28 protein-coding genes are annotated in these 26341 nt (G+C 70.6%); 14 read left to right on the forward strand and 14 right to left on the reverse strand.

Translation table 11 applies throughout. The annotated features are described in order from the left end of the window. Positions 1-69: 69 nt before the first annotated feature. Positions 70-657, forward strand: coding sequence for an NAD(P)H-dependent oxidoreductase (locus ACZ7CD_RS36970; protein ID WP_360397349.1), 588 nt, complete (start codon positions 70-72; stop codon positions 655-657). Positions 658-662: 5 nt separating this feature from the next. Next, positions 663-1670, forward strand: coding sequence for a ketoacyl-ACP synthase III family protein (locus tag ACZ7CD_RS36975; protein WP_360397351.1), 1008 nt, complete (start codon positions 663-665; stop codon positions 1668-1670). A gap of 152 nt (positions 1671-1822) precedes the next feature. On the opposite strand, the gene ACZ7CD_RS36980 is transcribed toward ACZ7CD_RS36975, so the two are convergent. The 4 genes from ACZ7CD_RS36980 to ACZ7CD_RS36995 form a co-directional block, all read right to left on the reverse strand. Continuing rightward, positions 1823-4081 (reverse strand): sensor histidine kinase, encoded by a 2259-nt coding sequence (locus tag ACZ7CD_RS36980; RefSeq protein ID WP_470380713.1) that lies wholly within the window; start codon positions 4079-4081, stop codon positions 1823-1825. A gap of 97 nt (positions 4082-4178) precedes the next feature. After that, complete coding sequence (locus ACZ7CD_RS36985; protein WP_360397355.1) at positions 4179-4850, reverse strand: hypothetical protein; 672 nt, start codon at positions 4848-4850, stop codon at positions 4179-4181. Then, the gene (locus ACZ7CD_RS36990) at positions 4847-7108 is read right to left on the reverse strand and encodes a TOMM precursor leader peptide-binding protein (RefSeq protein ID WP_470380714.1); all 2262 of its coding nucleotides are present in this window, start codon (positions 7106-7108) and stop codon (positions 4847-4849) included. The genes ACZ7CD_RS36985 and ACZ7CD_RS36990 overlap by 4 nt, the downstream gene beginning before the upstream one ends. After that, a complete protein-coding gene (locus ACZ7CD_RS36995) occupies positions 7105-7293 on the reverse strand; it encodes a hypothetical protein (RefSeq protein WP_360397359.1) in 189 nt (62 codons plus the stop codon). The genes ACZ7CD_RS36990 and ACZ7CD_RS36995 overlap by 4 nt, the downstream gene beginning before the upstream one ends. Before the next feature lie 210 nt (positions 7294-7503). On the opposite strand from ACZ7CD_RS36995, the gene ACZ7CD_RS37000 reads away from it, so the two are divergent. The 8 genes from ACZ7CD_RS37000 (at position 7504) to ACZ7CD_RS37035 (ending at position 14058) form a co-directional block, all read left to right on the forward strand. Continuing rightward, positions 7504-8313 carry an AfsR/SARP family transcriptional regulator gene (locus ACZ7CD_RS37000; protein ID WP_360397361.1) on the forward strand — a complete coding sequence of 270 codons (810 nt, stop codon included), beginning with the start codon at positions 7504-7506 and terminating at the stop codon, positions 8311-8313. Positions 8314-8471: 158 nt separating this feature from the next. Beyond that, positions 8472-8723: an acyl carrier protein gene (locus ACZ7CD_RS37005; RefSeq protein ID WP_470380715.1), complete on the forward strand. Its 252-nt coding sequence runs from the start codon at positions 8472-8474 to the stop codon at positions 8721-8723. 28 nt (positions 8724-8751) lie between these two features. Beyond that, positions 8752-9687 (forward strand): aromatase/cyclase, encoded by a 936-nt coding sequence (locus tag ACZ7CD_RS37010; protein ID WP_470380716.1) that lies wholly within the window; start codon positions 8752-8754, stop codon positions 9685-9687. 13 nt (positions 9688-9700) lie between these two features. Continuing rightward, a complete protein-coding gene (locus ACZ7CD_RS37015; RefSeq protein WP_360397367.1) occupies positions 9701-9886 on the forward strand; it encodes a hypothetical protein in 186 nt (61 codons plus the stop codon). Next, positions 9887-10600 (forward strand): beta/alpha barrel domain-containing protein, encoded by a 714-nt coding sequence (locus ACZ7CD_RS37020; RefSeq protein ID WP_360397369.1) that lies wholly within the window; start codon positions 9887-9889, stop codon positions 10598-10600. Then, complete coding sequence (locus tag ACZ7CD_RS37025) at positions 10597-11865, forward strand: beta-ketoacyl-[acyl-carrier-protein] synthase family protein (RefSeq protein ID WP_360397371.1); 1269 nt, start codon at positions 10597-10599, stop codon at positions 11863-11865. The genes ACZ7CD_RS37020 and ACZ7CD_RS37025 overlap by 4 nt, the downstream gene beginning before the upstream one ends. After that, entirely contained in the window at positions 11862-13076 is a 1215-nt protein-coding gene (locus tag ACZ7CD_RS37030; protein WP_360397373.1) for a ketosynthase chain-length factor, read from the forward strand. The genes ACZ7CD_RS37025 and ACZ7CD_RS37030 overlap by 4 nt, the downstream gene beginning before the upstream one ends. A gap of 64 nt (positions 13077-13140) precedes the next feature. After that, positions 13141-14058 carry an acyltransferase domain-containing protein gene (locus ACZ7CD_RS37035; RefSeq protein WP_360397375.1) on the forward strand — a complete coding sequence of 306 codons (918 nt, stop codon included), beginning with the start codon at positions 13141-13143 and terminating at the stop codon, positions 14056-14058. A 180-nt stretch (positions 14059-14238) separates the two neighbouring features. Here ACZ7CD_RS37035 and ACZ7CD_RS37040 read toward each other — a convergent pair whose 3' ends face one another. After that, a complete protein-coding gene (locus ACZ7CD_RS37040; protein WP_360397377.1) occupies positions 14239-15015 on the reverse strand; it encodes a cyclase family protein in 777 nt (258 codons plus the stop codon). Positions 15016-15109: 94 nt separating this feature from the next. Here ACZ7CD_RS37040 and ACZ7CD_RS37045 point away from each other — a divergent pair, with 94 nt between their 5' ends. Genes ACZ7CD_RS37045 through ACZ7CD_RS37055 form a run of 3 tightly spaced genes read left to right on the forward strand, consistent with a single transcriptional unit; the run spans position 15110 to position 17355 of the window. Beyond that, complete coding sequence (locus tag ACZ7CD_RS37045; RefSeq protein WP_360397456.1) at positions 15110-15418, forward strand: antibiotic biosynthesis monooxygenase family protein; 309 nt, start codon at positions 15110-15112, stop codon at positions 15416-15418. Further along, positions 15415-16413 carry a CaiB/BaiF CoA transferase family protein gene (locus ACZ7CD_RS37050; RefSeq protein WP_470380723.1) on the forward strand — a complete coding sequence of 333 codons (999 nt, stop codon included), beginning with the start codon at positions 15415-15417 and terminating at the stop codon, positions 16411-16413. The genes ACZ7CD_RS37045 and ACZ7CD_RS37050 overlap by 4 nt, the downstream gene beginning before the upstream one ends. A 9-nt stretch (positions 16414-16422) precedes the next feature. Continuing rightward, positions 16423-17355, forward strand: a complete 933-nt coding sequence (locus ACZ7CD_RS37055; protein WP_360397379.1) for an LLM class F420-dependent oxidoreductase — start codon at positions 16423-16425, stop codon at positions 17353-17355. 25 nt (positions 17356-17380) lie between these two features. On the opposite strand, the gene ACZ7CD_RS37060 is transcribed toward ACZ7CD_RS37055, so the two are convergent. The 6 genes from ACZ7CD_RS37060 to lpdA form a co-directional block, all read right to left on the reverse strand. Then, a complete protein-coding gene (locus ACZ7CD_RS37060) occupies positions 17381-17881 on the reverse strand; it encodes a hypothetical protein (RefSeq protein ID WP_470380717.1) in 501 nt (166 codons plus the stop codon). A 38-nt stretch (positions 17882-17919) separates the two neighbouring features. Beyond that, positions 17920-18648 carry a lipoyl(octanoyl) transferase LipB gene (lipB, locus tag ACZ7CD_RS37065; RefSeq protein WP_360397383.1) on the reverse strand — a complete coding sequence of 243 codons (729 nt, stop codon included), beginning with the start codon at positions 18646-18648 and terminating at the stop codon, positions 17920-17922. Further along, positions 18605-19183, reverse strand: a complete 579-nt coding sequence (locus ACZ7CD_RS37070) for a phosphatase PAP2 family protein (RefSeq protein ID WP_470380718.1) — start codon at positions 19181-19183, stop codon at positions 18605-18607. The genes lipB and ACZ7CD_RS37070 overlap by 44 nt, the downstream gene beginning before the upstream one ends. Continuing rightward, positions 19180-20070, reverse strand: coding sequence for a TIGR01777 family oxidoreductase (locus ACZ7CD_RS37075; protein ID WP_470371826.1), 891 nt, complete (start codon positions 20068-20070; stop codon positions 19180-19182). Before ACZ7CD_RS37075 ends, ACZ7CD_RS37070 begins: the two co-directional genes overlap by 4 nt. Before the next feature lie 109 nt (positions 20071-20179). Next, positions 20180-21949, reverse strand: a complete 1770-nt coding sequence (gene sucB / locus ACZ7CD_RS37080; protein ID WP_458433777.1) for a 2-oxoglutarate dehydrogenase, E2 component, dihydrolipoamide succinyltransferase — start codon at positions 21947-21949, stop codon at positions 20180-20182. A 50-nt stretch (positions 21950-21999) separates the two neighbouring features. Beyond that, positions 22000-23388, reverse strand: a complete 1389-nt coding sequence (gene lpdA / locus ACZ7CD_RS37085) for a dihydrolipoyl dehydrogenase (protein ID WP_458433776.1) — start codon at positions 23386-23388, stop codon at positions 22000-22002. A 180-nt stretch (positions 23389-23568) separates the two neighbouring features. Between lpdA and ACZ7CD_RS37090 the strand changes: the two genes are divergently transcribed. Continuing rightward, positions 23569-23895 carry an oxidoreductase gene (locus ACZ7CD_RS37090; RefSeq protein WP_360397393.1) on the forward strand — a complete coding sequence of 109 codons (327 nt, stop codon included), beginning with the start codon at positions 23569-23571 and terminating at the stop codon, positions 23893-23895. On the opposite strand, the gene ACZ7CD_RS37095 is transcribed toward ACZ7CD_RS37090, so the two are convergent. The 3 genes from ACZ7CD_RS37095 to ACZ7CD_RS37105 all read right to left on the reverse strand — a co-directional run bounded on the left by ACZ7CD_RS37095 (position 23892) and on the right by ACZ7CD_RS37105 (position 26158). Then, entirely contained in the window at positions 23892-24119 is a 228-nt protein-coding gene (locus tag ACZ7CD_RS37095) for a hypothetical protein (RefSeq protein WP_470380719.1), read from the reverse strand. The two genes, ACZ7CD_RS37090 and ACZ7CD_RS37095, sit on opposite strands and share 4 nt — an antisense overlap. Continuing rightward, positions 24116-24577, reverse strand: coding sequence for an OsmC family protein (locus ACZ7CD_RS37100; protein WP_458433774.1), 462 nt, complete (start codon positions 24575-24577; stop codon positions 24116-24118). The genes ACZ7CD_RS37095 and ACZ7CD_RS37100 overlap by 4 nt, the downstream gene beginning before the upstream one ends. A 108-nt stretch (positions 24578-24685) precedes the next feature. Further along, positions 24686-26158 carry a leucyl aminopeptidase gene (locus ACZ7CD_RS37105; RefSeq protein ID WP_360397399.1) on the reverse strand — a complete coding sequence of 491 codons (1473 nt, stop codon included), beginning with the start codon at positions 26156-26158 and terminating at the stop codon, positions 24686-24688. Positions 26159-26341 lie beyond the last annotated feature (183 nt).

The raw sequence follows: 26341 nt of genomic DNA on the forward strand, positions 1-26341 counted from the left end.
GTCGCGCTCCACGCCACATCAAGGCCACCCGGCAAGGGTGAGGACAGCTGCCTTGCGAAGGGATGCGCCATGGAACGCAGCGTCAACGTGACAGTCGTGTACTACTCCTCGACGGGAACGATCCACCGGCTGGCCACGGAGATGGTCGAGACGGCGGAGAAGCACGGCGCTGAGGTGCGGCTGGTGCGCGCGGCGGAGCTGGCGCCCGCCACGGTCGTCGAGTCGCGGCCCGCCTGGAAGGCGCACCTGCTCGACACCGCCGACGTGCCGATCGCGGCCGTCGACGACGTGCTGTGGGCCGACGCCGTCATCCTCGGCACGCCCACCCGCTTCGGCAACGTCTCGGCGCAGCTCAAGCAGTTCATCGACACCCTCGGGCCCGCGTGGTTCAGCGGCCTGCTCGCGAACAAGGTCTACAGCGCGTTCACCTCGGGCGGCAGCACCCACGGCGGCATGGAGACCACGCTGGTGTCGATCTACAACATGGTCTGCCACTTCGGCGGGATCATCGTGCCGCCCGGTGGCGACTTCAACCCCTACGGCACGTCCCACGTGCTGGGTGCGGACAACCGGCCGGTCTGCGACGTGACGTTGCGGGCGGCCGGGGTGCAGGCAGAACGCGTCGTGCGGGTCGCCCGCGCGCTGAAGGAGGTCTGACCGCGGTGCGAGTGAAGGACATCTTCGTCAGTGGCAGCGGGGTGCGCCTGCCCGCGACGCTGTCGGTCGCGGACGCGATCGCGTCGGGGGAGTGCGAGCCGAAGCTCGTCGCGCGCACGGACGTCGAGTCGGTGGCCGTGTCCCCGACCGAGTCGGCGGCCGAGATGGCGGTCGCCGCCGCCCAGGTCGCGCTGGAACGGGGCCGGTCGGGACCGGCCGACATCGACCTCATCCTGCACGCCACCACCTACCACCAGGGCCAGGACCTGTGGCCGGTCGGCTCCTACATCCAGCGCGAGACGGTCAGGAACTCCTGCCTGGCGCTGGAGATCCGGCAGATGTCCAACGGCGGCATGGCCGCGCTGGACCTCGCGGTGTCCTACCTGGCGGCACGACCGGGCCGCGACGCCCTGCTGACCACGTCGGACCGCTTCTGCCTGCCCGGCATCGACCGGTGGCGCACCGACCCGGGAACCCCGTACGGCGACGGCGCTTCCGCGATCGTGCTGACCAGCAGGGGCGGGTTCGCGCAGGTGCTCTCGCTGGCCATCAACGCCGACTCCGACCTCGAACCGCTGCACCGCGGCGACGTGCCGTTCGGGCTGGCGCCGTTCTCGCACCGCATCCCGGTGGACTTCGAGGAGGCCAAGCACACGTTCAGCCGCGAGTTCGGCCTGTCCTACGGCATCAACAAGGCCAACGCCGGTCAGGCCAGGGTCGTGGAGGAGGCGCTCGCCGACGCCGACATGAAGCTCGGCGACGCCGACTGGGTGATCCTGCCGCACTTCGGCCGCCGGCGGCTCGACGTGAACTACCTGCGCCCCTACGACCTCGAACCGGAGCGCACCACGTGGGAGTGGAGCCGCACGGTCGGGCACCTCGGCGCCGGTGATCAGTTCGCGAGCCTCGACCACCTGGTGCGGAGCGGCAAGGCGACGTCCGGTCAGCGGATCGTCATGTTCGGCGTGGGCGCCGGCTACAGCTGGGGCTGCGCGGTCCTGGAGATGCTGTGACCGGCAGCGGGACCTCGGTGAACTCCCGGTAGACGCGCTGTCCTCGGCGGGTGACCTGCACGCAGGTCACCCGCCGATCGCATGTCCACTTGTTCCGGTGTGCGGCCGAGGTGATCAGGTGCCGAACGACGGGAGACCGAGCGGAGGCCGCCTCAGCTGACCGGCAGCGGGATCTCCGCGCGCAACCGGAACTTCTGGTCGGGCAGCAGGCCCGCGTGCAGGTCACCGCCGAGCGCGCGGACGCGGGTGGTGAGGTTGCCGATGCCGCTGCCGTCCCGCGACCTGCACGCCGTCTCCGGGATGCCGTCGTTGACGATGTCCATCCGCACCAGCTCCGGCGAGCTCGACAGCACGATCTCGCAGTGCTCGGCCTTGCTGTGCCGCAGCAGGTTCGTCACGCCCTCGCGCAGCACGGTCGCGAGCGTCACCTTCACGTCCTTGGGCAGCTTGTCGCACGCGTCGATCCGCACGGTGACCGCGATGTCGGCCGCGGTCAGCAGCGCCTGCGCCGACTGGGTCTCCTCGTCGAACGACAGCTCGCGGTAGCTCAGCGCCACCGACCGCACGTCCGCGAGCGCCTGCCGGGAGATCTCCAGCACCTCGGAGAGCTCCTGCCGGGCCCGGCCGGGGTCGAGGGTGACCAGCCGGTGCGTGAGCTCGCTCTTCAGCGTGATCGCGGAGAGGCTGTAGCCGAGCAGGTCGTGCAGGTCGCGTGCGAACCGCAGCCGTTCCTGGGCGACCGCCGCCGTGGCCAGCTCCTCGCGCGCCTCGTGCAGCTCGGTCACCATCGACCGCAGCCGGGTCAACGCGTAGAGCACCAGTCCGTGGTTCGTCGCGGCGATGATGCCGTACGCCACCCAGGCACCGGTGAACCCGGTCGCGGTGTAGACGAAGTACTGGCCGCCGACGACCGCGAGGAACGCCGCCCAGCCGTACGGGCGGGGGAGCAGCAGCGCGGCCGACCCCGCGAGGAAGCCCGGCACGCTCATCAGCGCGTTCCCGTACAGCAGCACCGGCACGTACACGCAGACGGCCAGGCCGGCGAGCACGGCGACGGTGCTCGCGAGGTTCAGCCGCTTGTGCGGACGGCCCACGACCGCCACGACCAGCCCGACCACGCCCGCGGTGCCGAGCACCTCGGCCGCCATGCCCGGCAGCCCGATGCGCGGCAGGTCGAACGCCACCTGCGCGAGCGACATCAGGCCGTAGCCGACCACCACCGCCGTGAACAGCACCTGCGCGAACCGGGTCGCCATCGGCGTTCCGGCGAACCTGCGGGTCCGCGACGGTTCCTCCGGCCGCGGTTCGGCCGGCACCTCGGCGTGCAACCGGTGGGTGCCGGCGTCCACCTCGGCGCGCAGCGACCCGCCGATCGCCGTGGCGCGGGTGGCGAGGTTCGCCAGGCCGCTGCCGCGGTCGGTGCCCACCTCGGCGGTGGCGCCGTCGTTGACGATGTCGATCGACACCACCGGCCCCGTCCCGGAGACGGTGATGGTGCAGCGGGTGGCCTCGCTGTGCCGCAGCAGGTTCGTCACGCCCTCGCGCAGCACCGTGGCGAGCACGGTCCGGGAGCGCGGGGACAGCTCGGCGAGGTCGGTCTCGATGGTCGTCGCGACGCCCGCCGCGGTGAGCACGGACCGCGCCGACTCGATCTCGTCGGCCAGCGACAGCTCGCGGTAGCTCGACGCCACCGCACGAACGTCCGTCAACGCCTCGCGGGCGATGCCCAGCACCTCGGCCAGCTCGCGCAACGCCCGTTCGGTCTGCTCACCGATCAGCCTGCGCGCCAGCTCCACCTTCAGCGTGATCGCCGACAGGCTGAACCCGAGCAGGTCGTGCAGGTCGCGAGCGAACCGCAGCCGCTCCTGCGACACGGCGAGTTCCGCGAGCTCGGACCGGACCGTCTCCAGCTGCTTGACCAGCGACGGGAGGCGTGACAGGCCGTACACGACGAGGCCCGCGACCAGCGGTGACAGCACGTAGTAGGCCAGCGAGGACGGGCTGTCGACGTAGGCGGCCTGGATCGCGCCGTTGCTGAGCGCGACCACGCCGAAGACGACCCAGCGCACCCGGCCGGGCAGCACCAGCAGCGCACTGCCCGCGAAGAACCCCGGCATGCCGGCCCAGGCGGAGTGCAGCAGCGGCATCGGCGCGTACACCAGCGCCGCCATCGCCCCGAGCGCCAGGTAGGCCTTGCCGGAGCGCAGGTTCGCGCTCGGCCGGGAGAACACCCGCAGCTGCAGGAACCCGATGGCGAGCAGGCAGGCGAGCGCACCCGCGGTCCACGCCGGCTCCACACCGGTCTGCAGGACGGAGATGAACGCGTTGCCCAGGTAGTTGGCGAAGACCACGCTGATGACGACGTACGCCAGACGACGGGACACCGATGAGCGTTCCAGTCGTTGCGTCACAGCGGCTCCCACACGAGGTTCGGGACGCGGCCATGATACGGGCGGGACCTGTGCGGGTCCCGGGTTCCGGCTCGCCGATCGGAGCAACATGACCCGTTCAGCCCTCTGTCGCGACCACGAGCCCCGCACCGGCCAGGTAGGCGACGACGTCGGCGACCAGCTCCGCGTCGACCTGCAGCGCCTCCGCGACCTCCACGACGGTGCTGTCGGCGGCGAGCAGGGCCTTCGTGATCTCGGTGGCCGGCGCGCTGTGCAGGATCACCTGGTAGGGCTGACCGGGGCACGCCAGGGCCTGGTCGCCGTTCAGCCGTTCGATCTCGGTGCCCGGCCGCACGCCCACGACCGCGCGCTCACCGAGGTGCGGGAGCGTGAACACCGCGTCACCGGTCACCGCCACGACGGACAGGATCGGGCCGGCACCGTCGTTCAGCCCGAGCGACGGCACGACGCAGCCGCCCAGCTGGTCCAGCGTGCTCTTGAGCTTGCGCCAGATCAGGCACGGCCCCGAACCGGTCTTCCAGCGCACGAAGTTGTCGTGCAGCGCCGAGATGTTCTCCAGCGCGACCGGTCCGAGGCTCATCCGGTGCAGCGCCTCGCGCACCAGCGGACTGGTGTCCGCGAGCTCGATGGCGCCCCACCGGCCGTGCACGGTCAGCGTCTCGCTCCCCTCGTCCACGAAGGCGTCCTCCAGCAGCGACCACAGCGGGCGCCCGGACGGGACGTGCGACTGCGTGGTCACCACGGCGCCTCCGCTCTGCAAGGTGCTCACATGAACAAGGGAATCGGGTTGAGCTCGTCGTAACTCCTGGGCCGGGCCAGTCGTCCCAGTTGTACAGGTACGTCGTAGAGCCGCCCTTGAGCGAACCTCGACCAGAAGTGCCGCAGTCCCGGCACGACCACCCGCACCACCGGGAGTCCCACGTCGGGACGGGTCTGGTCGAGCACGAGCAGCTCCATGCCCTTCGCCTCCAGCACGTCCTGGATCGCCCGGATGTCGTCGAGCAGGTCCGGCCGGTGGACGTAGGTGTGGAACCGCGGTGCGCGGGCCGGTACGTCCGGGTCCGGTGCCAGGTAGGGCTGCTCGGCCAGGCGCGCGGTCTCGAACCAGCGCCGCATGTCGACGTCGAACCGGCACATGTCGACCGGGTCGCACACCATCGGCATGCACTGGTTGAGCTCGGTGAGCGCCCGGCGCGCGGCCAGCCGCGGGTCCAGGTGCGCGCCGCAGCCGAACATGATGTCCTCGCGCGGCCCGCTCGTGCGGCGGGACACCGCGACCATGGTGGGCACGCCGAGGTCGGAGGTGACGTCGAGCAGCCACACCTCACGGCCCAGGCCCGCGTGCACCGCGCGCAGCTCGTCGATCCACGGGTCGCCGAACGCGTCCAGGTCCATGCCCGGCACCGGCGTGCGGTTGTACCACCAGATCGACACGGCGTCGCGTTCCACGAGTTCCAGCAGGCCTTGCAGCACCGCGTCCTCCACGCTGCTGCCCGCGGCGCAGCCGTTGGAGTTGGACGTGACACTCGGCGGACAGGGGGCGCCGAAGTAGAGCAGGCCGGTGGGCAGGAACCTGTGGCGCTGACCGGTGAGCGACCACAGCGGCGTCCAGTCCATCACCTCGTCCTCGTCGAACGGGGCGGTGACGTGCTGGAACGACGAGTGGTCCGCGTTCCACTCCTGCCGGGTCGCGTACTGGCGGGGGTGGTAGAGCTGCACCGCGTCGGGGTGCAGCGCGGCGGTGCCGAGCGAGCGGTAGCTGCCGCGGACCGCGGCCTCCTCGCCGAAGTACGCGCCGCTGCGGCGTTCCACTGCCTCGCACAGCGCGCCGACCTCGGCGTCGAGCGGCGTCACGCCCTTGCCGCCGCTGTCCGCGCGCAACGCCGACCGCAGGCCCTCAAGGCCCTCGCCGGCCGCGGCGATGTTCGTGCCGGACTGGTAGGAGTTGAAGAACGCGGGCCCCGTCTCGTTGCGCCGGATCTCCTTGATGATCCCGGTGACCGGGCCGACCAGGTGCCGGTAGGTGTCGAGCACCTCCTGCGGCGACGACGACCGGTGGCCGCCACCGTCGCAGGAGCGCTTCACGCGGCTGAACAGCTCGACCGGCTCGAACGTCCTGCGGGCGACGATCCCGGGGTCACCGCAGCCCTGGCACTGCGGGCGGGCCTGCACCTCGTGCTGGGTGACCTTCATGGTCAGGCTGTCGTAGCTCCAGATGGACCGCTGCTCGGGCGGCCGCAGGCCGGCGAGCCACTTGGTGGCCTCGACCGCGGCGGTCTCCAGCGCCATGTGCACGAGCGACGGCAGCCCGATGGCCGGGCGCGGCGCGGGACCGGTCTGCCCGCAGCGGGCCCGGATGTGGGCCTCCGCCTTGCGGTTGGCCGACAGCCGCACGGCCAGGCAGCGCCAGCACGGCCCGTCGCCGGGGGTGAAGAACGGGCCCACGCACACCTGCGCGCCGACCGGTTTGACCAGCAGCCACGGGATGCCCGCGGCGCGGTGGGCCGCGTCGATCTCGCGCAGCTCCGGTGCCAGGTAGTCCGCGCAGACGACGACGGTCAGGTCACCACCGCCCGGGGTGATCGCGAGTCCGTTGCGCTGCAACGCCCGTTCGAGCGGCTCGTGGTCGATGTCGCCGACCGCGACCACGGAGACGAGCGACGTCGTCGTCGCCGCCACCGCGTCACACGGGTCGAGGCCCGCCGCGTCCCAGTAGGCGAGCGCGGCCTCGGTGCCGGCCGAACCGTCCTGGCCGCCCCGCCTGCTGATCAGGCCGGCGGCGGTGAGGCGCTCGAGCATGCGCGCCACCTTGTCGGCGGTCAGTTCGGCGGGGACGTCGCGCAGCAGGCCCGCGAGGTCGCGGGTGCCGTCGAGGAGGTGGGCGAGCGTTTCGACGTGGGTCCCCGCAACAGCGGTCACCCCTGACTCGCCGATCAGGTACACCGCCTCACCGCGCACGATCTGCGGCTGGAGGTGTCGTTTGAAACCGATCTTCTCGTCGCCCGGTTCGGCCAGCTCGTGTCTCATGCCGCGAGGACCTCGTCGTAGGCCGTGTACTGGCTGCCGACGACGCAGGTGCCGCTGCTGCAGCAGCTCCAGATGATGATGTCCATCGAGGCCTCACGGTCGAACTGGTAGATCTTCATGTCGTCGGAGTCGTCGGTGGCGGGACTGACGGAAGCCAGGTGCTCCACGGTGGCGGTGGCGGACATCTGCATCTCCGATGTTTGCGAGTCGGCTGATGTGGGTAATCATGCGGACCTGCGGTAATGGGTCGGTAGTTACCGGCTAATGCGCAGCGGTATGAAGTTTTCATACCCGTCACGGGTCGAACTCATCTGAGATCGGGGACCTCCGCACTAACGCCCGCGCGTTGGGCCGAGCAGACTAACGGTGTGCTCGGAACCGAAGGAGGGGTCGCGATGCAGATCAAGGTCCTGGGGCCCGTCGAGGCCAAGGTGAACGGTCGCTCGGTGACGCCCACCGCGGCCAAGCCGCGGCAGGTCCTGGCGCTGCTCGCGCTGCACTCCGGGCAGGTCGTGTCCGTCCCGACCCTCATCGAGGAGCTCTGGGGCGACCGGCCGCCGCGCAGTGCGCGCACCACCCTGCAGACCTACGTCCTGCAGCTGCGCAAGCTCATCGGCGACGCACTCTCCGCCGACGGTGCGAACGCCGCGAAGGAGGTGCTGGTCACCCGGTACGGCGGCTACCTGCTCGACGTGCCGGAGGAGGCCGTCGACGTGCACGAGTTCGAACGCCTGGCCCGCGCCGGCCAGCAGGCGAGCGAGGTCGAGGACTTCGCCTCCGCGTCCCGGCTGCTGCGCCAGGCGCTGGAGATGTGGCGCGGCCCGGCCGTCGTCGACGTGCGCCCCGGCATGCCGCTGAGCATCGAGGTCGTGCGGCTGGAGGAAGCCCGCCTGGGCGTGCTCGAGGCGCGCATCGACGCCGAGCTGCGGCTGGGCAGGCACAAGTCGCTGCTGAGCGAGCTGTCCGTGCTGACCGTGCAGAACCCGATGAACGAGAACCTGTGCGCGCAGTACATGATCTCGCTGTTCCGGGCCGGCCGGCAGTGGCAGGCGCTGGACGCGTTCAAGGCGCTGCGCAACACCCTGATCGAGGAGCTCGGCGTCGAGCCCTCGTCCCGGCTGCAGGGGCTGCAGCACGCCATCCTCACGTCCGACCCGCGGCTGGACAGCGCGGAAACCCGCCAGTTGCAACGACTTCTGGCCTGAGTGTCGTTCCAGCGGCCCCCGTCACCCTGTGACGGGGGCCGTTTTTCGTTGTGCGGCAACAACTTCTTCGAGGACATCTCCAGCGGTGCACAGCCGCGCGCTGGCAACCTCACTGGTGGGCGCGCGGAAACCGCCCGCTGGAGGAAAGGAAGCTAGCCGTGAGCGCACTGAGCATCGAGGGCCTCAAGGAGATCCTCAACGAGGCCGCGGGCGACGACGACTCGTTCAAGCAGGGCCAGGACATTCTCGACATCCCGTTCCTCGAGCTGGGCTTCGACTCGCTCGCCCTGCTGGAGACGGTCGCGCTGATCAAGCGCAAGTACGGGGTCGCCATCGCCGACGACGAGATGGCGTACCTGGAGACACCGCGTCAGCTGCTGGACAAGGTCAACGGGCAGATCGCGGCCTGACGCCGGCGACTCGGATACGGAGACGGACATGACGCACACCACCACGCACACGGTCATGATCGGGGCTCCCGCCAAGGTGGTGTACGACCTGGTCGCGGACGTGACGACCTGGCCGTACATCTTCGGACCCACGGTGCACGCCGAGGTGTTCGAACGGGACGGCTCGACCGAGCGGTTGCGGTTGCACGCTTTCGCCAACGGTGACGTGCGCACGTGGACGTCCCGCCGTGAGCTGGATCCGGCGAACCTGCGCATCGAGTTCCAGCAGGAGCGCTCTGCCGCACCGGTGAAGACGATGGGTGGGGAGTGGCGGATCGTCCCGATCGCCGACTCGGCGACCCGGGTCGATCTGCTCCACCACTTCACCGCGGCGCAGCCCGAGGCGGTCGACCTCATCCTGACCGCCGTCAACAACAACAGCGACGCCGAGCTCGCCGCCCTCAAGCGGGCGGCCGAGTACGGCGACGACTACGACAAGCTGGTGCTGTCGTTCTCCGACAGCATCACGATCCACGCGAGCCGCAAGGACGTCTACGAGTTCCTGTACCGGTCGGACCTGTGGCCGCAGCGCCTGCCGCACGTCGCCCGGCTGGACCTCACGGAGGCCGTCACCGGTGTGCAGTCCATGGAGATGGACACGCGCAGCCCGGACGGGTCGATCCACACCACGCACTCGGTGCGGGTCTGCACCCCGTACGACGGCATCGTCTACAAGCAGACGCACACGCCGCCGATCATGGCGGCGCACGTCGGCCGGTGGACGTTCCGCGACATCGGCGACGGTGTCGAGGCCGGGATCGAGGCGACCTCGCACCACACGGTCGTCATCCGGCCCGAGGTGGTTCCCGAGGTGCTGGGAGCGGACGGGACGATCGAGCGCGCCCGCGAGCTGATCCGCCACGCGCTGGGCACCAACAGCCTCACGACCCTCCGGCACGCGAAGGAATTCGCCGAGAACGGATGACAGGGGTGACGTGATGAGGTTGGCTGGCGCGGACTTGCTCACCGCCGCTGCACGCGCTGCGAGCCGCAACGGGCTCTACGTGGTCTCCACGTACCTGGAGAAGGCCGCGGTCGAGCACCAGCGCAGGGGTTGCCCTTCCGACGTGGGGCACTGCGCCTACGAGATCGAGGCCTCCCGAGTGCTGTTGTCGGGGTTCTAGATGGAGCTCTACGACATCTCGCTGCGCCGCGCCGGCCGGTCCACCTCGGACGGGCTGGTCGCGGTGCGGCGCCTCGACGCGCTCGGCGTCGCGTTCGTCGACGGAGGAAGACCCACCCGGTCGTTCTACCGCCGGGCGGCCGTCGAGCTCCGGTTGCGGATCGCCACCCTCATCGCGTCGGGCGGTGCGGAGGACCTCGACGCACTGCTGGCCGCGGAAACACCCGCGGTGGCGGTGGTTGTCCAAGGGCACGGCATTTCGGTGGTCCGGGACGCCGTGCGTCAGCTCGTGCGCGCCGAACGACGAGTGGTCGTGGAGGCGCGGGACTTCTTCGACGGCTGGCTGACCGACCCCGAACACGCGTTGGAGGTCGTGCTGTCGGCCGCGGAGGCTGGGGCGGAAACCGTGTTGCTGCACGACACAGCGGGCAAGCTGTGGCCGGACCAGATCGGCGAGATCATCTCCTCGGTCGCGGAAACCGGTGTGCCCCTTGGATTTGGTTGTCACGACGACGGCGCGGCGGCCGCGAAGCAGCTGTTCGCGGCCGATGCGGGGGCCGGCCTCGTACAGGGGTCCTACGCCGTCGTTCGAGGTGGCCTCGATCGGGCCGTTTCACCATCGGTTCATTCGGCAGAAACAGGTGTCGCTCCCGTGCCCTGTCCGAGATTGGAGCAGACCGTGTCCGCACAGAAGGCGATTGGAGGTGTCCGATGAGTCGTCGCGCCGTCATCACCGGGGTGGGCGTGGTCGCACCTGGTGGCATCGGAACGAAGGCGTATTGGAAACTGCTGTCCGAAGGGCGTACGGCGACTCGCAACATCACGCACTTCGACGCGTCTCCGTACCGCTCCCGCATGGCGGGGGAAGCAGATTTCGACCCAGTGCGCGAAGGCTTGACGCCGCAGGAGATCCGCCGGCTCGACCGGGCCGCGCAGTTCGCGGTCGTCGCGGGTCGTGAGGCGATGTCCGACTCCGGCATCGAGTTCGACCAGCTCGACCCCGGCCGCATCGGTGTCTCGCTCGGCACCGCAGTCGGCTGCACGACCTCGCTGGAGCGCGAGTTCATCGTCGGCTCCGACCGGGGCAAGTACTGGGAGGTCGACCAGTCCTACGCGGTCCCGCACCTCTACGACTACTTCACGCCGTCCTCGATGGCGACGGAGCTGGCGTGGACGGTCGGTGCCGAGGGGCCGGTGTCCGTGGTCTCCACGGGCTGCACCTCCGGTCTCGACTCGGTGGGCTACGCGGCCGAGCTGATCATGGAGGGCTCCGCGGACGTCGTCGTCACCGGCGGCACCGAGGCCCCGCTCTCCCCGATCACCGTGGTGTGCTTCGACGTGATCCGCGCGTCCAGCACCCGCAACGACGACCCGACAACGGCGTGCCGGCCGTTCGACAAGACCCGCGACGGCCTGGTGCTGGGCGAGGGTTGCGCGATCATCGTGCTGGAGGAGCTGGAGCACGCCCGTGCCCGCGGCGCCCACATCTACGGTGAGGTCGCCGGCTTCGCCTCGCGGTGCAACGCCTACCACATGACGGGCCTGCACCCCGAGGGCATCGAGATGTCCGACGCCATCAACATCGCGCTGAAGCAGGCGCGGTCGGACGCCACGGACGTCGGCTACATCAACGCGCACGGGTCGGGCACCAAGCAGAACGACCTGCACGAGACAGCGGCGTTCAAGCGCTCTCTCGGTGCGCACGCCTACAAGACCCCGGTCTCCGGCTTCAAGTCGATGATCGGGCACTCGCTGGGTGCGATCGGGTCCCTGGAGATCGTCGGCTCGCTGCTGGCGTTCGAGCAGGACCTCATCCCGCCGACGGCGAACCTCCACGAGCAGGACCCGGAGTGCGACCTCGACTACACGCCACTGGTGGCGCGTGAGAAGAAGGTCGACACGCTCCTGACCGTGGGCAGTGGTTTCGGTGGGTTCCAGAGCGCCATGGTGCTCAAGAAGGTGGAAGGGGCAGGCCGGTGACTCGGGCGGTGGTGACGGGAATCGGCATCGCGTCGCCGAACGGATTGGGGCCGACCGCGTACTGGCGGGCGACCCTGCACGGTGAGGCGGCGATCAAGCCGATCACCCGGTTCGACAGCGCGAACTACTGGGCGAAGATCGCCGGCGAGGTGCCAGGCTTCGAGGCAGGGCGGCACCTGCAGGGTCGCCTGCTGCCGCAGACGGACCACATGACGCGGCTGACACTGGTCGGCACGGACTGGGCGTTGCGTGGTGCGGGTGTGCAGCCGAACGACATCCCCGACACCGACATCGCGGTGATCACCGCGGCGACGGCGGGCGGGTACGAGTTCGGGCAGCGCGAACTGCAGAAGCTGTGGCACCAGGGCCCGGAGTACGTCTCGGCGTACCAGTCGTTCGCGTGGTTCTACGCGGTCAACACGGGGCAGATCTCCATCCGGCACGGCACGCGCGGTCCCGGCGCGGTCGTGGTGTCCGAGCAGGCCGGTGGCATCGACTCCATCGGTCACGCCCGCCGGCAGCTGCGCAAGGGCGTGCAGCTCGCGCTGACCGGCGGCATGGACTCCTCGCTGTGCCCGTGGGCGTGGGTCGCCCACCAGGCGTCGGGTTGCCTGTCGCGCAACAACAACCCGAAGCGCGCCTACCTGCCGTTCGACCGCGACGCCTCCGGGTACGTCGCCGGTGAGGGCGGTGCGATCATGGTCGTCGAGACGCCGGAGTCGGCGGCGGGACGGCCGGGGACGCGCATCTACGGCGAGATCGTCGGGTACGCCTCGACGTTCGACTCGAAGATGCCGTCGCGGGAGCCGGGGCTGAAGCGCGCCGCCGAGCTGGCGCTGCGTGACGCCGGCATGGACGCCTCGGAGATCGACGTGGTGTTCGCCGACGCGGCGGGCATCCCGGAGCTCGACAAGGCGGAGGCCGACGCGATCAAGGCCATCTTCGGGCCGTACGGCGTGCCGGTGACGGCGCCGAAGACCATGACCGGCCGCCTCTTCGCCGGTGGCGGGTCCCTGGACGTGGCCTCGGCGATCCTCTCCATCTACTGGAGCGCGATCCCGCCGACCGTCAACGTCGAGAACCCGGTGCCGGAGTACGAGATCGACCTCGTGATGAACGAGGCGCGGCACGGCAAGGTGAAGGCCGCTCTGGTGCTCGGGCGCGGCAAGGGCGGCTTCAACTCCGCCATGGTGGTCCGCGAGTACAGGTGATGTCACCCGCACAGGGGTCGTGAGGTCTTCCTCGCGGCCCCTGTCGCTTTTCTGGAGGCTTTCTGTGGACGTAGCACTGATGTTTCCCGGGCAGGGGTCGCAGTACCCGCGGATGGCGGCGTCGCTGTACGGCACCGAACCGGTGTTCACCGCGGCCGTCGACGAGGTGGTCGAGCTGTTCGGCGAGGTCGGGTCGGTGGCCTGCGCGGACTGGCTCGCCGGCGACGACATCGACCACGTGTCCCGCGCGCAGCCGCTGCTGTACGCGGTCGACTACGCGCTGGGGCGCCTGGTCCTGTCGTGGGGCGTGCGACCGGTCGCGCTGATCGGGCACTCCGCCGGCGAGGTCGTCGCGGCGACCCTGGCCGGGGTGTTCACGCTGCCCGAGGCCGTGTCGCTGGTGCGCGACCGGGTCGTGTCGGCGGTGTCGATCCCGTCCGGCGGGATGCTCGCCGTCGCCGCCTCCGAGGCCGACCTGCTGCCGTACCTGGAGGGCGACGTCGCCATCGCCGCGGTGAACTCGGCGCGGCAGACGATGCTGGCCGGACCCGACGAACCGCTCGCGCGGGTGCGGGCGAGGCTGGAGGCCGACGAGTACGTCGTCGTCACCGTGCCGGCCACGACCCCGTTCCACAGCCCGGCGATGCAGCCCGCCGTCGACGAGGCGCTGGCCGCGTGGACCGTGTCCCCGCGCGCGCCGCGGCTGCCGCTCTACTCCGGGTACACGGGCAAGCTGATGACCGAGGCCGACGCGTCGTCCGCGCGGTTCTGGACGCGGCAGCTGACCGACGCCGTGTACTTCGGGCCGGCGCTGAACGAGCTCGTGGCGATGCACGACGTGCTGCTGGTGGAGGCCGGTCCCGGGCAGACGCTGACGTCGTTCGCGCGGCGCACGAAGGCCGTCCGGTCGGGCGCCTCGGCCGTGCTGCCGCTGCTGGACGCCGCGGACTCCGTCGAGACCGCCCGCGCCCGCCTCGCGTGACAACGGTTCCCAAGACGTAAAAGGGCCGCCCTCTCCCGGAGTGACTCCTGGGGGAAGGGCGGCCCTTTGGCGGCGTTCAGTCGATCCCGCGGACGATGTGGTCTTCGTTCTCCGGTGGCCATATTTCGTTGTTTTCCATACCTTCACGGTAGGTATGGTGATTCAGCTCTCACTTGAGAGCTAGTCGTCGAGAAGGGCGACGGCCCTCGTCCAGCCCGCGCCGGCACCCTTGATCTTCACCGGGAACGCGACGACGGTGAAACCGAAGTCCGGCAACGCGTCCAGGTTCGCGAGGCGTTCGATCTGGCAGTACTCGCGGTCGCGGCCGGCGAAGTGCGCGGGCCACAGCACGCCCTCGTCCCCGGTCGCCAGGTAGCGCTTCACGATGTCGGGGAACGGCGCGTCGAGGCTGAACGCGTCGGTGGCGATCACCTTGACCCCGAGGTCCAGCAACAGGTTCGTGGCAGGGCCGTCGAGCCCGGTGTAGTCGGTGAAGTAGGTCTGGGTGCCCGCGTGCTCGGCAGCACCGGTGTCGAGGATGACGACGTCCATCGGCTTGGGCGTGTAGCCGATGCGGGCGAACTCCTTCTCCAGCACCTCGGGGCCGATGACGCCGGTGCCGTGGCCGCGCACGTCGAGCTTCACGCCGGGGTTGTGGAACCACTCCAGCGGCATCTCGTCGATGTGGCGCGGGACGCCGGTGCCGTAGGTGGTCTTCGAGCCGTAGTGGCTGGGAGCGTCGACGTGGGTGCCGGTGTGGGAGGTGAGGCTGATCCGGTCCAGCGTCAGGAACTCCGAGTCCCGCAGCACGGAGACGTCGAACTCGATGCCGAGCCGCGCCTTCAGCTGCTCGGCCATGTGTTCGGCACCCTGGGCGGCCGTGAGCACCTCGTGCGTCACCGGGTCCGCTTCGTACGCGGATGCGTCAATGGGGGAAGACAGATCGATGATGCGCATGCCGACGAGCCTGGCGGGCGTTCCTTGAGCACGTCTCAAGACGCGGTGTGCATGGTCTTCGCAGGTGTCCGGTCCGATTGGGGAGTGCCTCGCGATGATCACCTTCGTCAACCGCTTCAAGCTCACCGGCGAGCCCGAGGAGTTCGAGAAGGCCTTCGACTCCACGGCCGAGTTCCTGCGCGCCCAGCCCGGTCTGGTCAAGTACACGCTGTCGCGCCAGCTCGACGAGCCGACCTCCTACATCAACATCGCCCTCTGGGAGAGCGCGGACGCCCTGCGCGCGGCGCTCGCGCACCCGGACTTCGGCAACCACGCCAAGGCGATGCGCGGCCTGGCCGAGTCGCAGGGCGCCATCTTCGGCCCGCGGCTGTCCTTCGACGCGCCCGTCGCCGAAGCGGCCTGATGAACCCGTTGCAGGGCCTGCGGGTCGTCGAGTTCGGCGGCATCGGGCCCGGTCCGCACGGCGCGATGCTGCTCGCGGACCTCGGCGCGGAGGTCGTGCGCGTCGAGCGCCCGTCCGGCGGCCTGCCCGTGGTGCCGGACGCCTCCCGCGACTTCCTGTTGCGCGGCAGGCGTTCGGTGACCGCGGACCTGAAGTCGGCCTCGGGCAGGTCCGAGGTGCTGTCGCTGATCGCCTCGGCCGACGTGGTGGTCGAGGGCTTCCGGCCCGGTGTGCTGGAACGGCTCGGGCTCGGCCCGTCCGACTGCCTCGCGGTCAACCCCGGGCTGGTCTACGCGCGGATGACCGGCTGGGGCCAGGACGGCCCGCTGGCCCAGCGCGCAGGGCACGACATCAACTACCTGTCGGTGACCGGGGTGCTGCACGCCATCGGCAAACCACCGCTGAACCTCGTCGGTGACTTCGGCGGCGGCTCGCTGTACCTGGTGCTGGGCGTGCTGGCGGCGCTGTGGGAACGCCAGCGCACCGGCCGCGGCCAGGTCGTCGACGCGGCGATCGTCGACGGGGTGGCCTCGCTCGCGCAGATGATCTGGTCGATGAAGGCGCAGTCGGTGTGGACCGACGCCCCCGACGCGAACCTGCTGGACGGCGGCTGCCCGTTCTACTCGCTCTACGAGTGCGCGGACGGCGGTTCGGTGGCGGTGGGGTCGCTGGAGCCGCAGTTCTACGCGCTGCTGCTGGCCGGGCTCGGGCTGTCGGGCGAGGACCTGCCCGCGCAGCTCGACCGGGACGGGTGGCCGTTGCTGCGCAAGGCGTTCGCGGAGGTGTTCCTGAGCCGGACGCGCGACGAGTGGGCCGACGTGTTCGCCGGCACCGACGCCTGCGTGACACCGGTGCTGTCGCTGGAGGAGGCGGCGTCGCACCCGCACCTGGTGGCGCGCGGGGTGTTCACCCCGGACGGTGCCGCCGTCCCTGCGCCGCGCTTCTCCGCCGACTAGGTTCGGGATGTGGAACTTCGCATCTTCACCGAGCCCCAGCAGGGGGCGAGCTACGACGACCTGCTCCGGGTGGCGCGGACCGCGGAGGACGCCGGCTACGGCGCCTTCTTCCGCTCCGACCACTACCTGAAGATGGGCTCGGCCGACGGCCTGCCCGGCCCCACGGACCCGTGGATCACGTTCGCGGGCCTGGCCAGGGACACGTCGACGATCCGCCTGGGCACGCTGATGACTGCCGCGACGTTCCGCTACCCCGGCCCGCTCGCCATCAGCGTCGCCCAGGTCGACCAGATGTCCGGCGGCCGCGTGGAGTTCGGCATCGGCGCCGGCTGGTACGAGGCAGAGCACACCGCCTACGGCATCCCGTTCCCGGCGCTGGGGGAGCGCTTCGAGCGGTACGAGGAGCAGCTCGCCATCATCACCGGCCTCTGGGAGACACCGCTCGGCGGCACGTTCTCGTTCGAGGGCAGGCACTACTCGCTGACCGACTCGCCCGCGCTGCCCAAGCCCGCTCAGGAGCAGATCCCGGTGCTGGTCGGCGGCACGGGCGCCCGCCGCACCCCGGCGCTGGCCGCGTCGTACGCCACCGAGTTCAACCTGCCGTTCACCGGCATGGACAAGGCGGTCGAGCAGTTCGCCCGCGTCGACGCCGCCTGCGCCGAGATCGACCGCGACCCGGCGGAGATCATCCGTTCGGTCGCGCTCGTCGCGTGCGTCGGCCGCACCGACGCCGACGTCGCCCGCCGGGCCGCCGCCATCGATCGCGAGCTCGACGAGCTCAAGGCCGACGGCCTCGCCGGCAGCCCGGCGGAGGTCGTCGACCGCATCGGCCGCTGGCGTGAGCAGACCGGGATCCAGCGCGTCTACCTGCAGGTGCTGGACCTGGCCGACCTCGACCACATCACCGAGATCGCCGCCGACGTAGCTCCACAGCTCACCTGATATCCCATATATCGCGTACGGGACATCAGCTCAGAGCTGCGCGCACTGCTGTCGGCATCGGCAGCACGTAGCTCGCGAACCGCCACCGGTATCCGATATATCGCAGCTGCAAGCCGGGGTCGTCGAGGTAGCGCTGCTCCAGGCCGCCCTGACCGAGCACGAGCGTGAGCCCGCGCCCGAGCATCGACGGCGAGTCGAGCTCGAACCGGTCACGCAGCACGTCGGCGGCCGCGTGGTCACCGAGCTCCAGAGCAGCCCGGCGCACGGCTTCGACCGGCACCATCAGGTTCTGCTCGTCAGCTCGGACGCCGTCGCGATGTGCGATGTCCAATACATCGAGTGCTCTCTGATGAGCTCCGCCGTCGAGGCCCAGGTAGTACTGCTCCCAGTCACCGACGCGCACCTCGCCGCTCCAGGCCCGCACGGGCGCGGCCACCGCCGCCGCGCCCGTGCTCGCCCACAGTCCCGATGATGCGAATGCCGTGACACCGGCAGCCGTGAACAACTGGCGTCGGGAAAGCTTCACGACGCACCCTCCTCCGCAAACCCGCGGCCCGCGCGGGGCTACGGAATGCTAGCGAAGGTGATACCCGGAGCGACGGGTCCAGAGCGGGCCAAAGTGCGGTCCGTCAGGGGGAGCGTGCCGTCGAGCGCGGCCAGCACAGCGTCACGGGCGAGCGGCAGGACCTCGGCGACGGTGACGTCGCGGCCGAGCTCGTGCGACAGCGACGCGACCCCCGCGTCCTTGATGCCGCACGGGATGATGTCGCCGAACGCGTCGAGGCTCGCGTTGCAGTTGATCTCGAAGCCGTGCATGGTCACGCCGCGCTGCACGCGGATGCCGATCGCGGCGACCTTGCGCTCCGGGCCGCGGTCGTCGGCGGGCAGCCACACGCCGCTGCGGCCCTCGACCCGGCCGGTGTGCACGCCCAGCCGGTCGCACACCTCGATCAGGCCCTGCTCGACGCGCCGCACGTAGTCGACGACGTCCATCGGCTCGGCCAGCCGGACGATCGGGTAGCCCACGAGCTGGCCGGGGCCGTGCCAGGTGATCTTGCCGCCGCGGTCGACGTCGACGACCGGGGTGTCGCCGCCGACGGGCCGTTCCTCGTCGAGCGTGCGCCGCCCGCAGGTGTAGACCGGCGGGTGTTCGAGCAGCAGGAGCGTGTCAGGGCCGGTACCGCCGGCACGCGCCTCCGCGATCTCCTTCTGCAGGTCCCACGCCGCCATGTAGTCGATGAGGCCCAGCTCACGGACGACGACGGGGTCTGGCGAGGTGCGGCACGAGTTCACGTACCGACGTTACCAACCCCAGCGCGAGGCCGACCAGGATGCCGACCCCCGTCACACCCAGCACCGCGCCGATGACGTCGGTCACCCAGTGCATCTCCAGCACGATCCGCGCGAAGCCCGCCACCAGCACCGCGAGCACCGCCCACAGCACACCCCGGCGGAACAGCACCACCAGCGTGAACGCCACCGACGCCACCGCCACCGTGTGCCCGCTCGGGTAGCTGGGCAGGTGGTACTCCAGCGGCCGGACGCGGTCGAACAGCCACCGCGTCAGCACCGTCGCCGAGCAGAGCGCGTGCAGCGCGAGCGCCTTCCACAGCCGGGTGTCGCGCCGCCGCCACGCCAGCACGGCGAGCACCGCCGCGAACGTCCACCCGATCGTCGGCCCCAGCACCAGGCTCACCGCGAACGCCACCGCCCGCAGCCACTCCGGCCGCGGCAGGGCGTCGTGCACCCACACGTCGAGCCCGGTGACCTCGGGCAGTCCGAGCAACACCCAGGAGATCACCAGCACGGCGCCCAGCGCGCGCGTCATGCGACCGCCGCGTTCAACGCCGCCGGCAGCGCCGGGTGCAGGAACGTGAACCCGCGGCTCTCCAGCACCTTCGGCGTCAGCCCCGGCCCAGTGAGCAGCAGCTCCTCCGCCATCTCGCCACCGAGCAGCGCCTTCAGCGCGAACGCGGGCACCGACCACGGCGCAGGCCGGCCCAGCGCCGCCGCCACGGCCCTGGTGAACTCGGCGTTCGTCACCGGCGCCGGCCCGGCCACGTTGACCGGCCCGCGGACGTCGTCGTGCTCGACCACGAACCGGTAGGCGGAGACGACGTCGTCCAGCGACACCCACGGGAAGTACTGCTCACCCGACCCGAGCTTGCCGCCGAGGAAGAGCTGGAACACCGGCTTCAACCGCCCGAACACCCCGCCGGTGGGGGAGATGACGACGGCCGTGCGCATCAGCACGACCCGCACGCCGGCCTCCTGCGCCACCGCCGTCGCCGCCTCCCACTGCTGGGTCAGCCGCGACATGAACGTGTGCCCGGCCGGGGCGTCCTCGTCGGCGAGCCGCGACCCGGTGTCGCCGTAGAAGTGCGCACCCGACGAGCTCACCAGCACCGGCACCCCGTGCTCGACGACCGCCGCCGACAGCACCTCCGCCGGCACGATCCGGCTGTCGTGCAGCACCTGCTTGCGCGCGTCGTCCCACCGCTTGTCGCCGATGCCCGCACCGCAGAGGTTGACGACGGCGTCGACGCCGTCGAACGTGCCGTCGTCGACGCGGCCGGCGTACGGGTCCCAGCCGCGCTCGTCCGGCGCGGCGGCCCTGCGGCGCACCAGCCGCAGCACCTCGTGACCGGCGGCGCGCATCGACGCCACCAGGCTCGTTCCGATCAGGCCCGACGATCCCGCGATGACAACTCGCATGCCTGAATCGTTCCGCAGACGACCAGCCGCTGCACAGTGGCGGCAAATGTGCTGAAGGCCACCCCGGACGAACCGGGATGGCCTTCAGCTACGAGCGATGTGCGATATGTCAGAGACCGAGGTCGGCCTCGAACGAGCCTTCCTCCAGGCGGTTCTTCACCGTCGTGAGGAAGCGGCCCGCGTCCGCGCCGTCGACCAGGCGGTGGTCGTAGGTGAGCGCGAGGTACATCATCGAGCGGATCGCGATGGTGTCGTTGCCGTCCTCGTCGGTCAGGACGACCGGGCGCTTCTTCACGACGCCGACGCCCAGGATGCCGACCTGCGGCTGCTGGATGATCGGGGTGTCGAAGAGCGCGCCGTTGCTGCCCAGGTTGGTCAGCGAGAACGTGCCACCGGTCAGCTCGTCCGGCGTGAGCTTGTTCGACCGCGCCCGCGCGGCCAGGTCACCGATCTTGTGGGCGATGCCCGACAGGTTCAGGTCACCGGCGTTGTGGATCACGGCGTTGAGCAGGCCGCGCTCCGTGTCGATCGCCAGACCGAGGTGCTCGGCACCGTGGTAGGTGACCTCCTTGCGCTCCTCGTCGATCGACGCGTTGAGCACCGGGTGGGCCTTGAGCGCCTCGATGGCGGCCTTGGCGAAGAACGGCAGGAACGTGAGCTTCGCGCCCTCCCGCGCCTCGAACGCCTTCTTCGCCTGGTTGCGCAGGCGGGCGATCTTGGTGACGTCGACCTCGAACACCTGGGTGAGCTGGGCCGACATCTGCAGCGACTCGCGGGTGCGCTGCGCGACGATCTGACGCAGGCGCGGGAGCTTCTGCACGGTGCCGCGCTTGCCCGAGTCGTCGGCCGCGGCCGGGGTGGCGGTGCGGCCGGCGGGAGCGGCGGCGGCCGGAGCAGCGGCGGCGGGCGCGGGAGCCGGGGCCTTCTTGGCCTCGACCGCGGCCAGCACGTCCTGCTTGCGGATGCGGCCACCGACACCGGTGCCCTTCAGCGAGCCCAGGTCGATGCCGTTCTCCGACGCGAGCTTGCGCACCAGCGGCGTGACGTACGGCGTGCCGTTGGCGTCGTCGCCGGAGGTGGCCGGAGCCGACTGCTGCGGGGCGGCCTGCGGGGCCGGTGCCTGCTGCTTCGGTGCCTCTTCCTGCTTCGGCGCCTCCTGCTGCTGGGCGGGAGCGGGTGCCTCCTGCTTCGGCGCGGGGGCTTCCTGCTCCGGCTCCGGCTTCGACTCCGGTGCGGGCGCCGACTGGGCCGGGCTGCCGGAGCCGATGACGGCGAGCTTGCCGCCGACCTCGACGGTCTCGTCCTCACCGGCGGTGATCTCCAGCAGCGTGCCGGCGACCGGAGAGGGGATCTCGGTGTCGACCTTGTCGGTCGAGACCTCGAGCAGCGGCTCGTCGACGTCGACGCTGTCGCCGACCTGCTTCAGCCAGCGGGTGACGGTGCCCTCGGTCACGGACTCGCCGAGCGCGGGCATCGTGACGTCGGTGCCCTCGGCCGAACCACCGGACTGCGCCGGGGCCGCGGGCGCCTCCTGGGCTTCCTCGGAGGGCTGCTGCCCGGAAGGCTGCGTCTGCTGCGGCTCCTCCTGCTCGGGAGCGGACTCCTGCTCGGGAGCCGGGGCCGAGTCGGACGAACCGCCGTCACCGTCGCCGATGACCGCGAGCTCGCCGCCGACCTCGACGGTGTCGTCCTCCTGGGCGACGATCTTCTGCAGGACGCCCGCCGCGGGGGAGGGGATCTCGGTGTCGACCTTGTCGGTGGACACCTCGAGCAACGGCTCGTCCACCTCCACCCGGTCGCCTTCCTGCTTCAACCACCGGGTGACCGTGCCCTCGGTGACACTCTCACCGAGTGCGGGCATCTGGACGGAGAAGGCCATTGTTCGCTGACTCCTCGTGCTCTCGTGTGGCTGACTTGGATGGGAAGCGGTCAGCCGTGCACGTGCAGCGGCTTGCCGGCCAGGGCGAGGAACGCCTCGCCGAGGGCTTCAGTCTGGGTCGGGTGGGCGTGGACCAGCGGGGCCACGTCGTCCGGGTAAGCCTCCCAGCTGTAGATCAGCTGGGCCTCACCGATGAGTTCGCCGACGCGCTCGCCGACCATGGTGATGCCGACGACCGGGCCGTCGGGCGCCTTGACGAGCTTCACGCCGCCGGCGGTCTTGAGGATCTGGCTCTTGCCGTTGCCCGCGAGGTCGTACACGAACGTCTCGGCGGAGCCGTACTTCTCCTTCGCGGCGGCCTCGGTGAGACCGACGGAGGCGACCTCGGGCTTGCAGTAGGTGACGCGCGGGATCCCCGCCTCGTCGATCACCTTCGGGTTCTGGCCTGCGATCTCCTCGGCCACGAAGATGCCCTGCTGGAAACCGCGGTGCGCGAGCTGCAGGCCCGGCACGATGTCGCCGACGGCGTAGACGCCCGGCAGGTTCGTGCGCAGCCGCTCGTCGGTGACGACGAACCCGCGGTCGATCGTGATGCCGGCCTCCTCGTAGCCGTGACCCGCGCTGTTCGGGCCGCGGCCGACCGCGACGAGCAGCAGGTCGGCGTCGAGGACGTCGCCGTTCTCCAGCGTGACGGACACGCCCGAGTCGGACTGGGTGGCGCCGGTGAACTTCACGCCGGTCTTGAACTTGATCCCGCGCTTGCGGAACGCGCGCTCCAGCTGCTTGGAGGCGTACTCGTCCTCGGCGGGCACCAGCCGGGGCAGCGCCTCGACGATGGTGACCTCGGCGCCGAACGACCGCCACACGCTCGCGAACTCCACGCCGATGACGCCGCCGCCCAGGACGACGACCTTCTCCGGGATGAAGTCCAGGGTGAGCGCCTGGTCGCTGGTGATCACGCGGCCGCCGATCTCCAGACCGGGCAGGCTGCGCGCGTACGAACCGGTCGCGAGCACCACGTTCTTGCCGGTGTAGCGCTGACCGTCCACCACGACGGTGTTCGGGCCGACGAACGTGCCGGCGCCCTCGACGAAGGTGACCTTGTTGGCCTTCGCGAGTCCCTGCAGGCCCTTGTAGAGCCGCGAGACCACACCGTCCTTGTACGAGTTCACGCCGGCGATGTCGATGCCCTCGAGCGAGCTCTTCACACCGAACTGGTCGCCTTCGCGGGCGTTGTCCGCGACCTCGGCCGCGTGCAGCAGCGCCTTGGTCGGGATGCAGCCGCGGTGCAGGCACGTGCCACCCAGCTTGTCCTTCTCGACCAGGACGACGGACAGGCCGAGCTCGGCCGCGCGGAACGCGCAGGCGTAGCCACCCGAACCACCGCCGAGGATGACGAGATCGGCGTTGGTGGCCGACTCCAGTTCCGGCGAAGTCACTTCGGATCTCCTCGGGATTACTTACTACGCGCGGGTGCGCGCGAGGTACGCGGCCATCTTGTCACTAGTTGCCGGAGCGTGGTGATCCGGCATGGGCCACCCGGCTGGCTTTCTGATCATTCACCTACTCATGACACCCCTTCCTGGCACCATGGTGGAGGGAGTCGCAGGAGGTGCCCGATGGGGCTGTTCGACCGTTTCCGCAGGAAACCACGTCCTGGAGTGCTGCGCACCGCGTCCAACCAGGACACGAGCCACCTCGAGGAGTGGACGAGGAGCCGTCAGGGGGTGGAGGCCTACGTCGAGCCGAAGACCACGGTGACCGAAACCACTGTGGTCCTGGTCGCGCACGACGGCGAGTGGACCCGCCGCCGCGTCGCGAGCACCGACGCCGCCCGCTCGTTCGCCCGCAAGCACGGCATGCCGATCTACGACGCGGGCATCGTCGGCTACCCCAAGCGCATGCGCGACTACACCGCGCGCCAGAAGAAGCTGGGCAACGGCTAGCACGCCTCGCTCGCCGTCGCCCGCGCCGTGCAGCGGCCTGCCGCCTCGACCTCGACCAGCCGGTGCAGGTGCTCGGCGAACGCGGGGTGGCCGGTGAGCCCGTCGGTGACCTCGGCCCAGAACTCGTCGAGCAGCCGTTCCCGGTCCTCATCGGACATCGGGGCGAGCCCGTGCGGCACGGCCCTGCGCGCGACGTCCCCGATGGGGTGGAAGCCCGGTTTCACCGCACCGTCGGCTCATGCCGCACCGGGAAGTTCACGCTCGCCGCGATGAAGCACATCGAGTGCGCCTTCTCGTGCAACGCCTGCGCGGTGGCCCGCATCTCCGGGTCGGCCACGGTCACGACCGGCTTCAGCAGGACCTCGGTGAAGCGGCCCGACCCGTCCGGGTGCTCGGCCATGGTGCCGCCTGCCTGGTCGCGGTAGTCCGTCACGACCACCCCGTTGAGCGACGCGAGGTGCAGGAACCACAGCATGTGGCACTGCGACAGCGACGCGAGGAGCAGCTCCTCGGGGTTGTAGCGCGCCGGGTCGCCGCGGAACGCCGGGTCCGACGACCCGGGGATCGTCTCCTTGCCCGGTGCCCGCACCTCGTGCGCGCGTTCGTAGGCCTTGTAGCCGGCGGTGCCGCTGCCGGTGTTGCCCGTCCAGACGACCTCGACCTCGTAGCGATGCGTCCCCATGCGGAAATACTCCTCTCCTCGGGCGGTGTGCCCAAACCCGGCGAGAGGCGTGTCCCCACACGCGGTCCCGCGACCGTCCACGCCGGACGGTCGCGGGACCCGGTCACCTCAGCCGTTGGCCGCGATGTCGGCGAGCACCGCCGCGATCGTGCGGACCGGGACGCCCGTGCCGCCCTTGGAGGTGTAGCCGTAGGGGCCGCCGGTGTGGAACGCCGGGCCGGCGATGTCGATGTGCGCCCACTGCACGCCCTCGGCCACGAACTCGCGCAGGAACAGGCCCGCGGCGAGCATGCCGCCCCACCGGTGACCGGTGACGTTCGCGAGGTCCGCGAGGCGCGAGTCGAGGTCGGCGCGCAGCTCCTCCGGCAGCGGCATGGCCCACGCCGACTCGCCGACGGCGGTGCCGATGCGGGCGACGCGGTCGCGGAACTCCTCCGAGCCCATGACACCGGACGTGCGCTTGCCCAGCGCCACGACCTGCGCGCCGGTCAGCGTCGCGGTCTCGATCAGGTAGTCGGGGCCGTCCTCGCAGGCGCGCACGATCGCGTCGGACAGGATCAGCCGGCCCTCGGCGTCGGTGTTGAGCACCTCGACGGTCTTGCCGCCGTACATGGTGAGCACGTCACCGGGGCGGTAGGCGTCGCCGGAGGGCATGTTCTCCGCCATCGGGATCGAGGCGATGATCTCCAGCGGGTACTTGAGCTTCGCGGCGAGCACCATCGAGGCGACGATCGCGGCGGCACCGGACATGTCCGAGGTCATCTCGTCCATGCCCGCGGCCGGCTTGATCGAGATGCCGCCGGTGTCGAACGTGATGCCCTTGCCGACCAGGGCGACCTTCTTGGTGGCCTTGGCACCCTTGTAGGAGATGCGCACGAGGCGCGGCTGGCGGGTCGAGCCGCCGCCGACGCCCAGGATGCCGCCGAAGCCCTGCTTCTTCAGCGCCTTCTCGTCCAGCACCTCGACGTCGAGACCGGCGGCGGTCGCGAGCTTCGCGGCGCGGTCGGCGAACGAACCGGGGTAGAGGTCGTTCGGCGGGGTGTTGATGAAGTCGCGTGCGATGGCGACCGACTCGGCGATCGCGACGGCGGCCTTCAGCGCGGCCTTGTTCTCCTTGGAACCGGCGGCGTGCAGGTCGACCTTCACGACCGCGGCCTCGCCCTTGTCCGACTTGTACTCGGTGAACGAGTACGCGCCGAGCAGGGTGCCCTCGGCGGCGGCACCGACGTGCAGCGCGCCCAGGGTGTTCACGGCGCGCTTCTTGCCGGCGAGCGCGCGGGCGGCGACACCGGACGCGCGGCGCACCTGCTCCTCGCCCGCGGTCTTGCCCAGGCCGACGGCCAGGACGAGCGGGGCGGAGATCTTGCCGAACGTCGGCACCTTGACGAGCTCGTCGGCCTTGCCCGTCGCGCGCAGGGTGCCGAGCACCTCGAGCAGCGCGCCGTCGAACGCGGCGTCGACCGCTTCGGCACCGGGCGCGAGCTCCAGACCGTCCGCACCCTGCAGGGTGCCCACGACGACTGCGTCCGCGGCGGTGGTGCTCAGGTCACCTTCGGTGAGGGCCAGCTTCGGGGCTGTCACGTGCTGCTCCATGGGGTTGTGCGTGGTATGTGTGCTCGGAATCGTGACCTATGCTAAAGGTCGGAGTGCGCCGCCAATGCCGAGCCCCGCCTCGTTCGGCGGCAATCCGTGACGTTGACAGTTGCTAAGAGTGTCCGAACCGGGCGTGTTCGCCCGATCCGTGCGTCATTCGACCGGGTGGTT

Source organism: Lentzea sp. NPDC036949 (assembly GCF_055608075.1).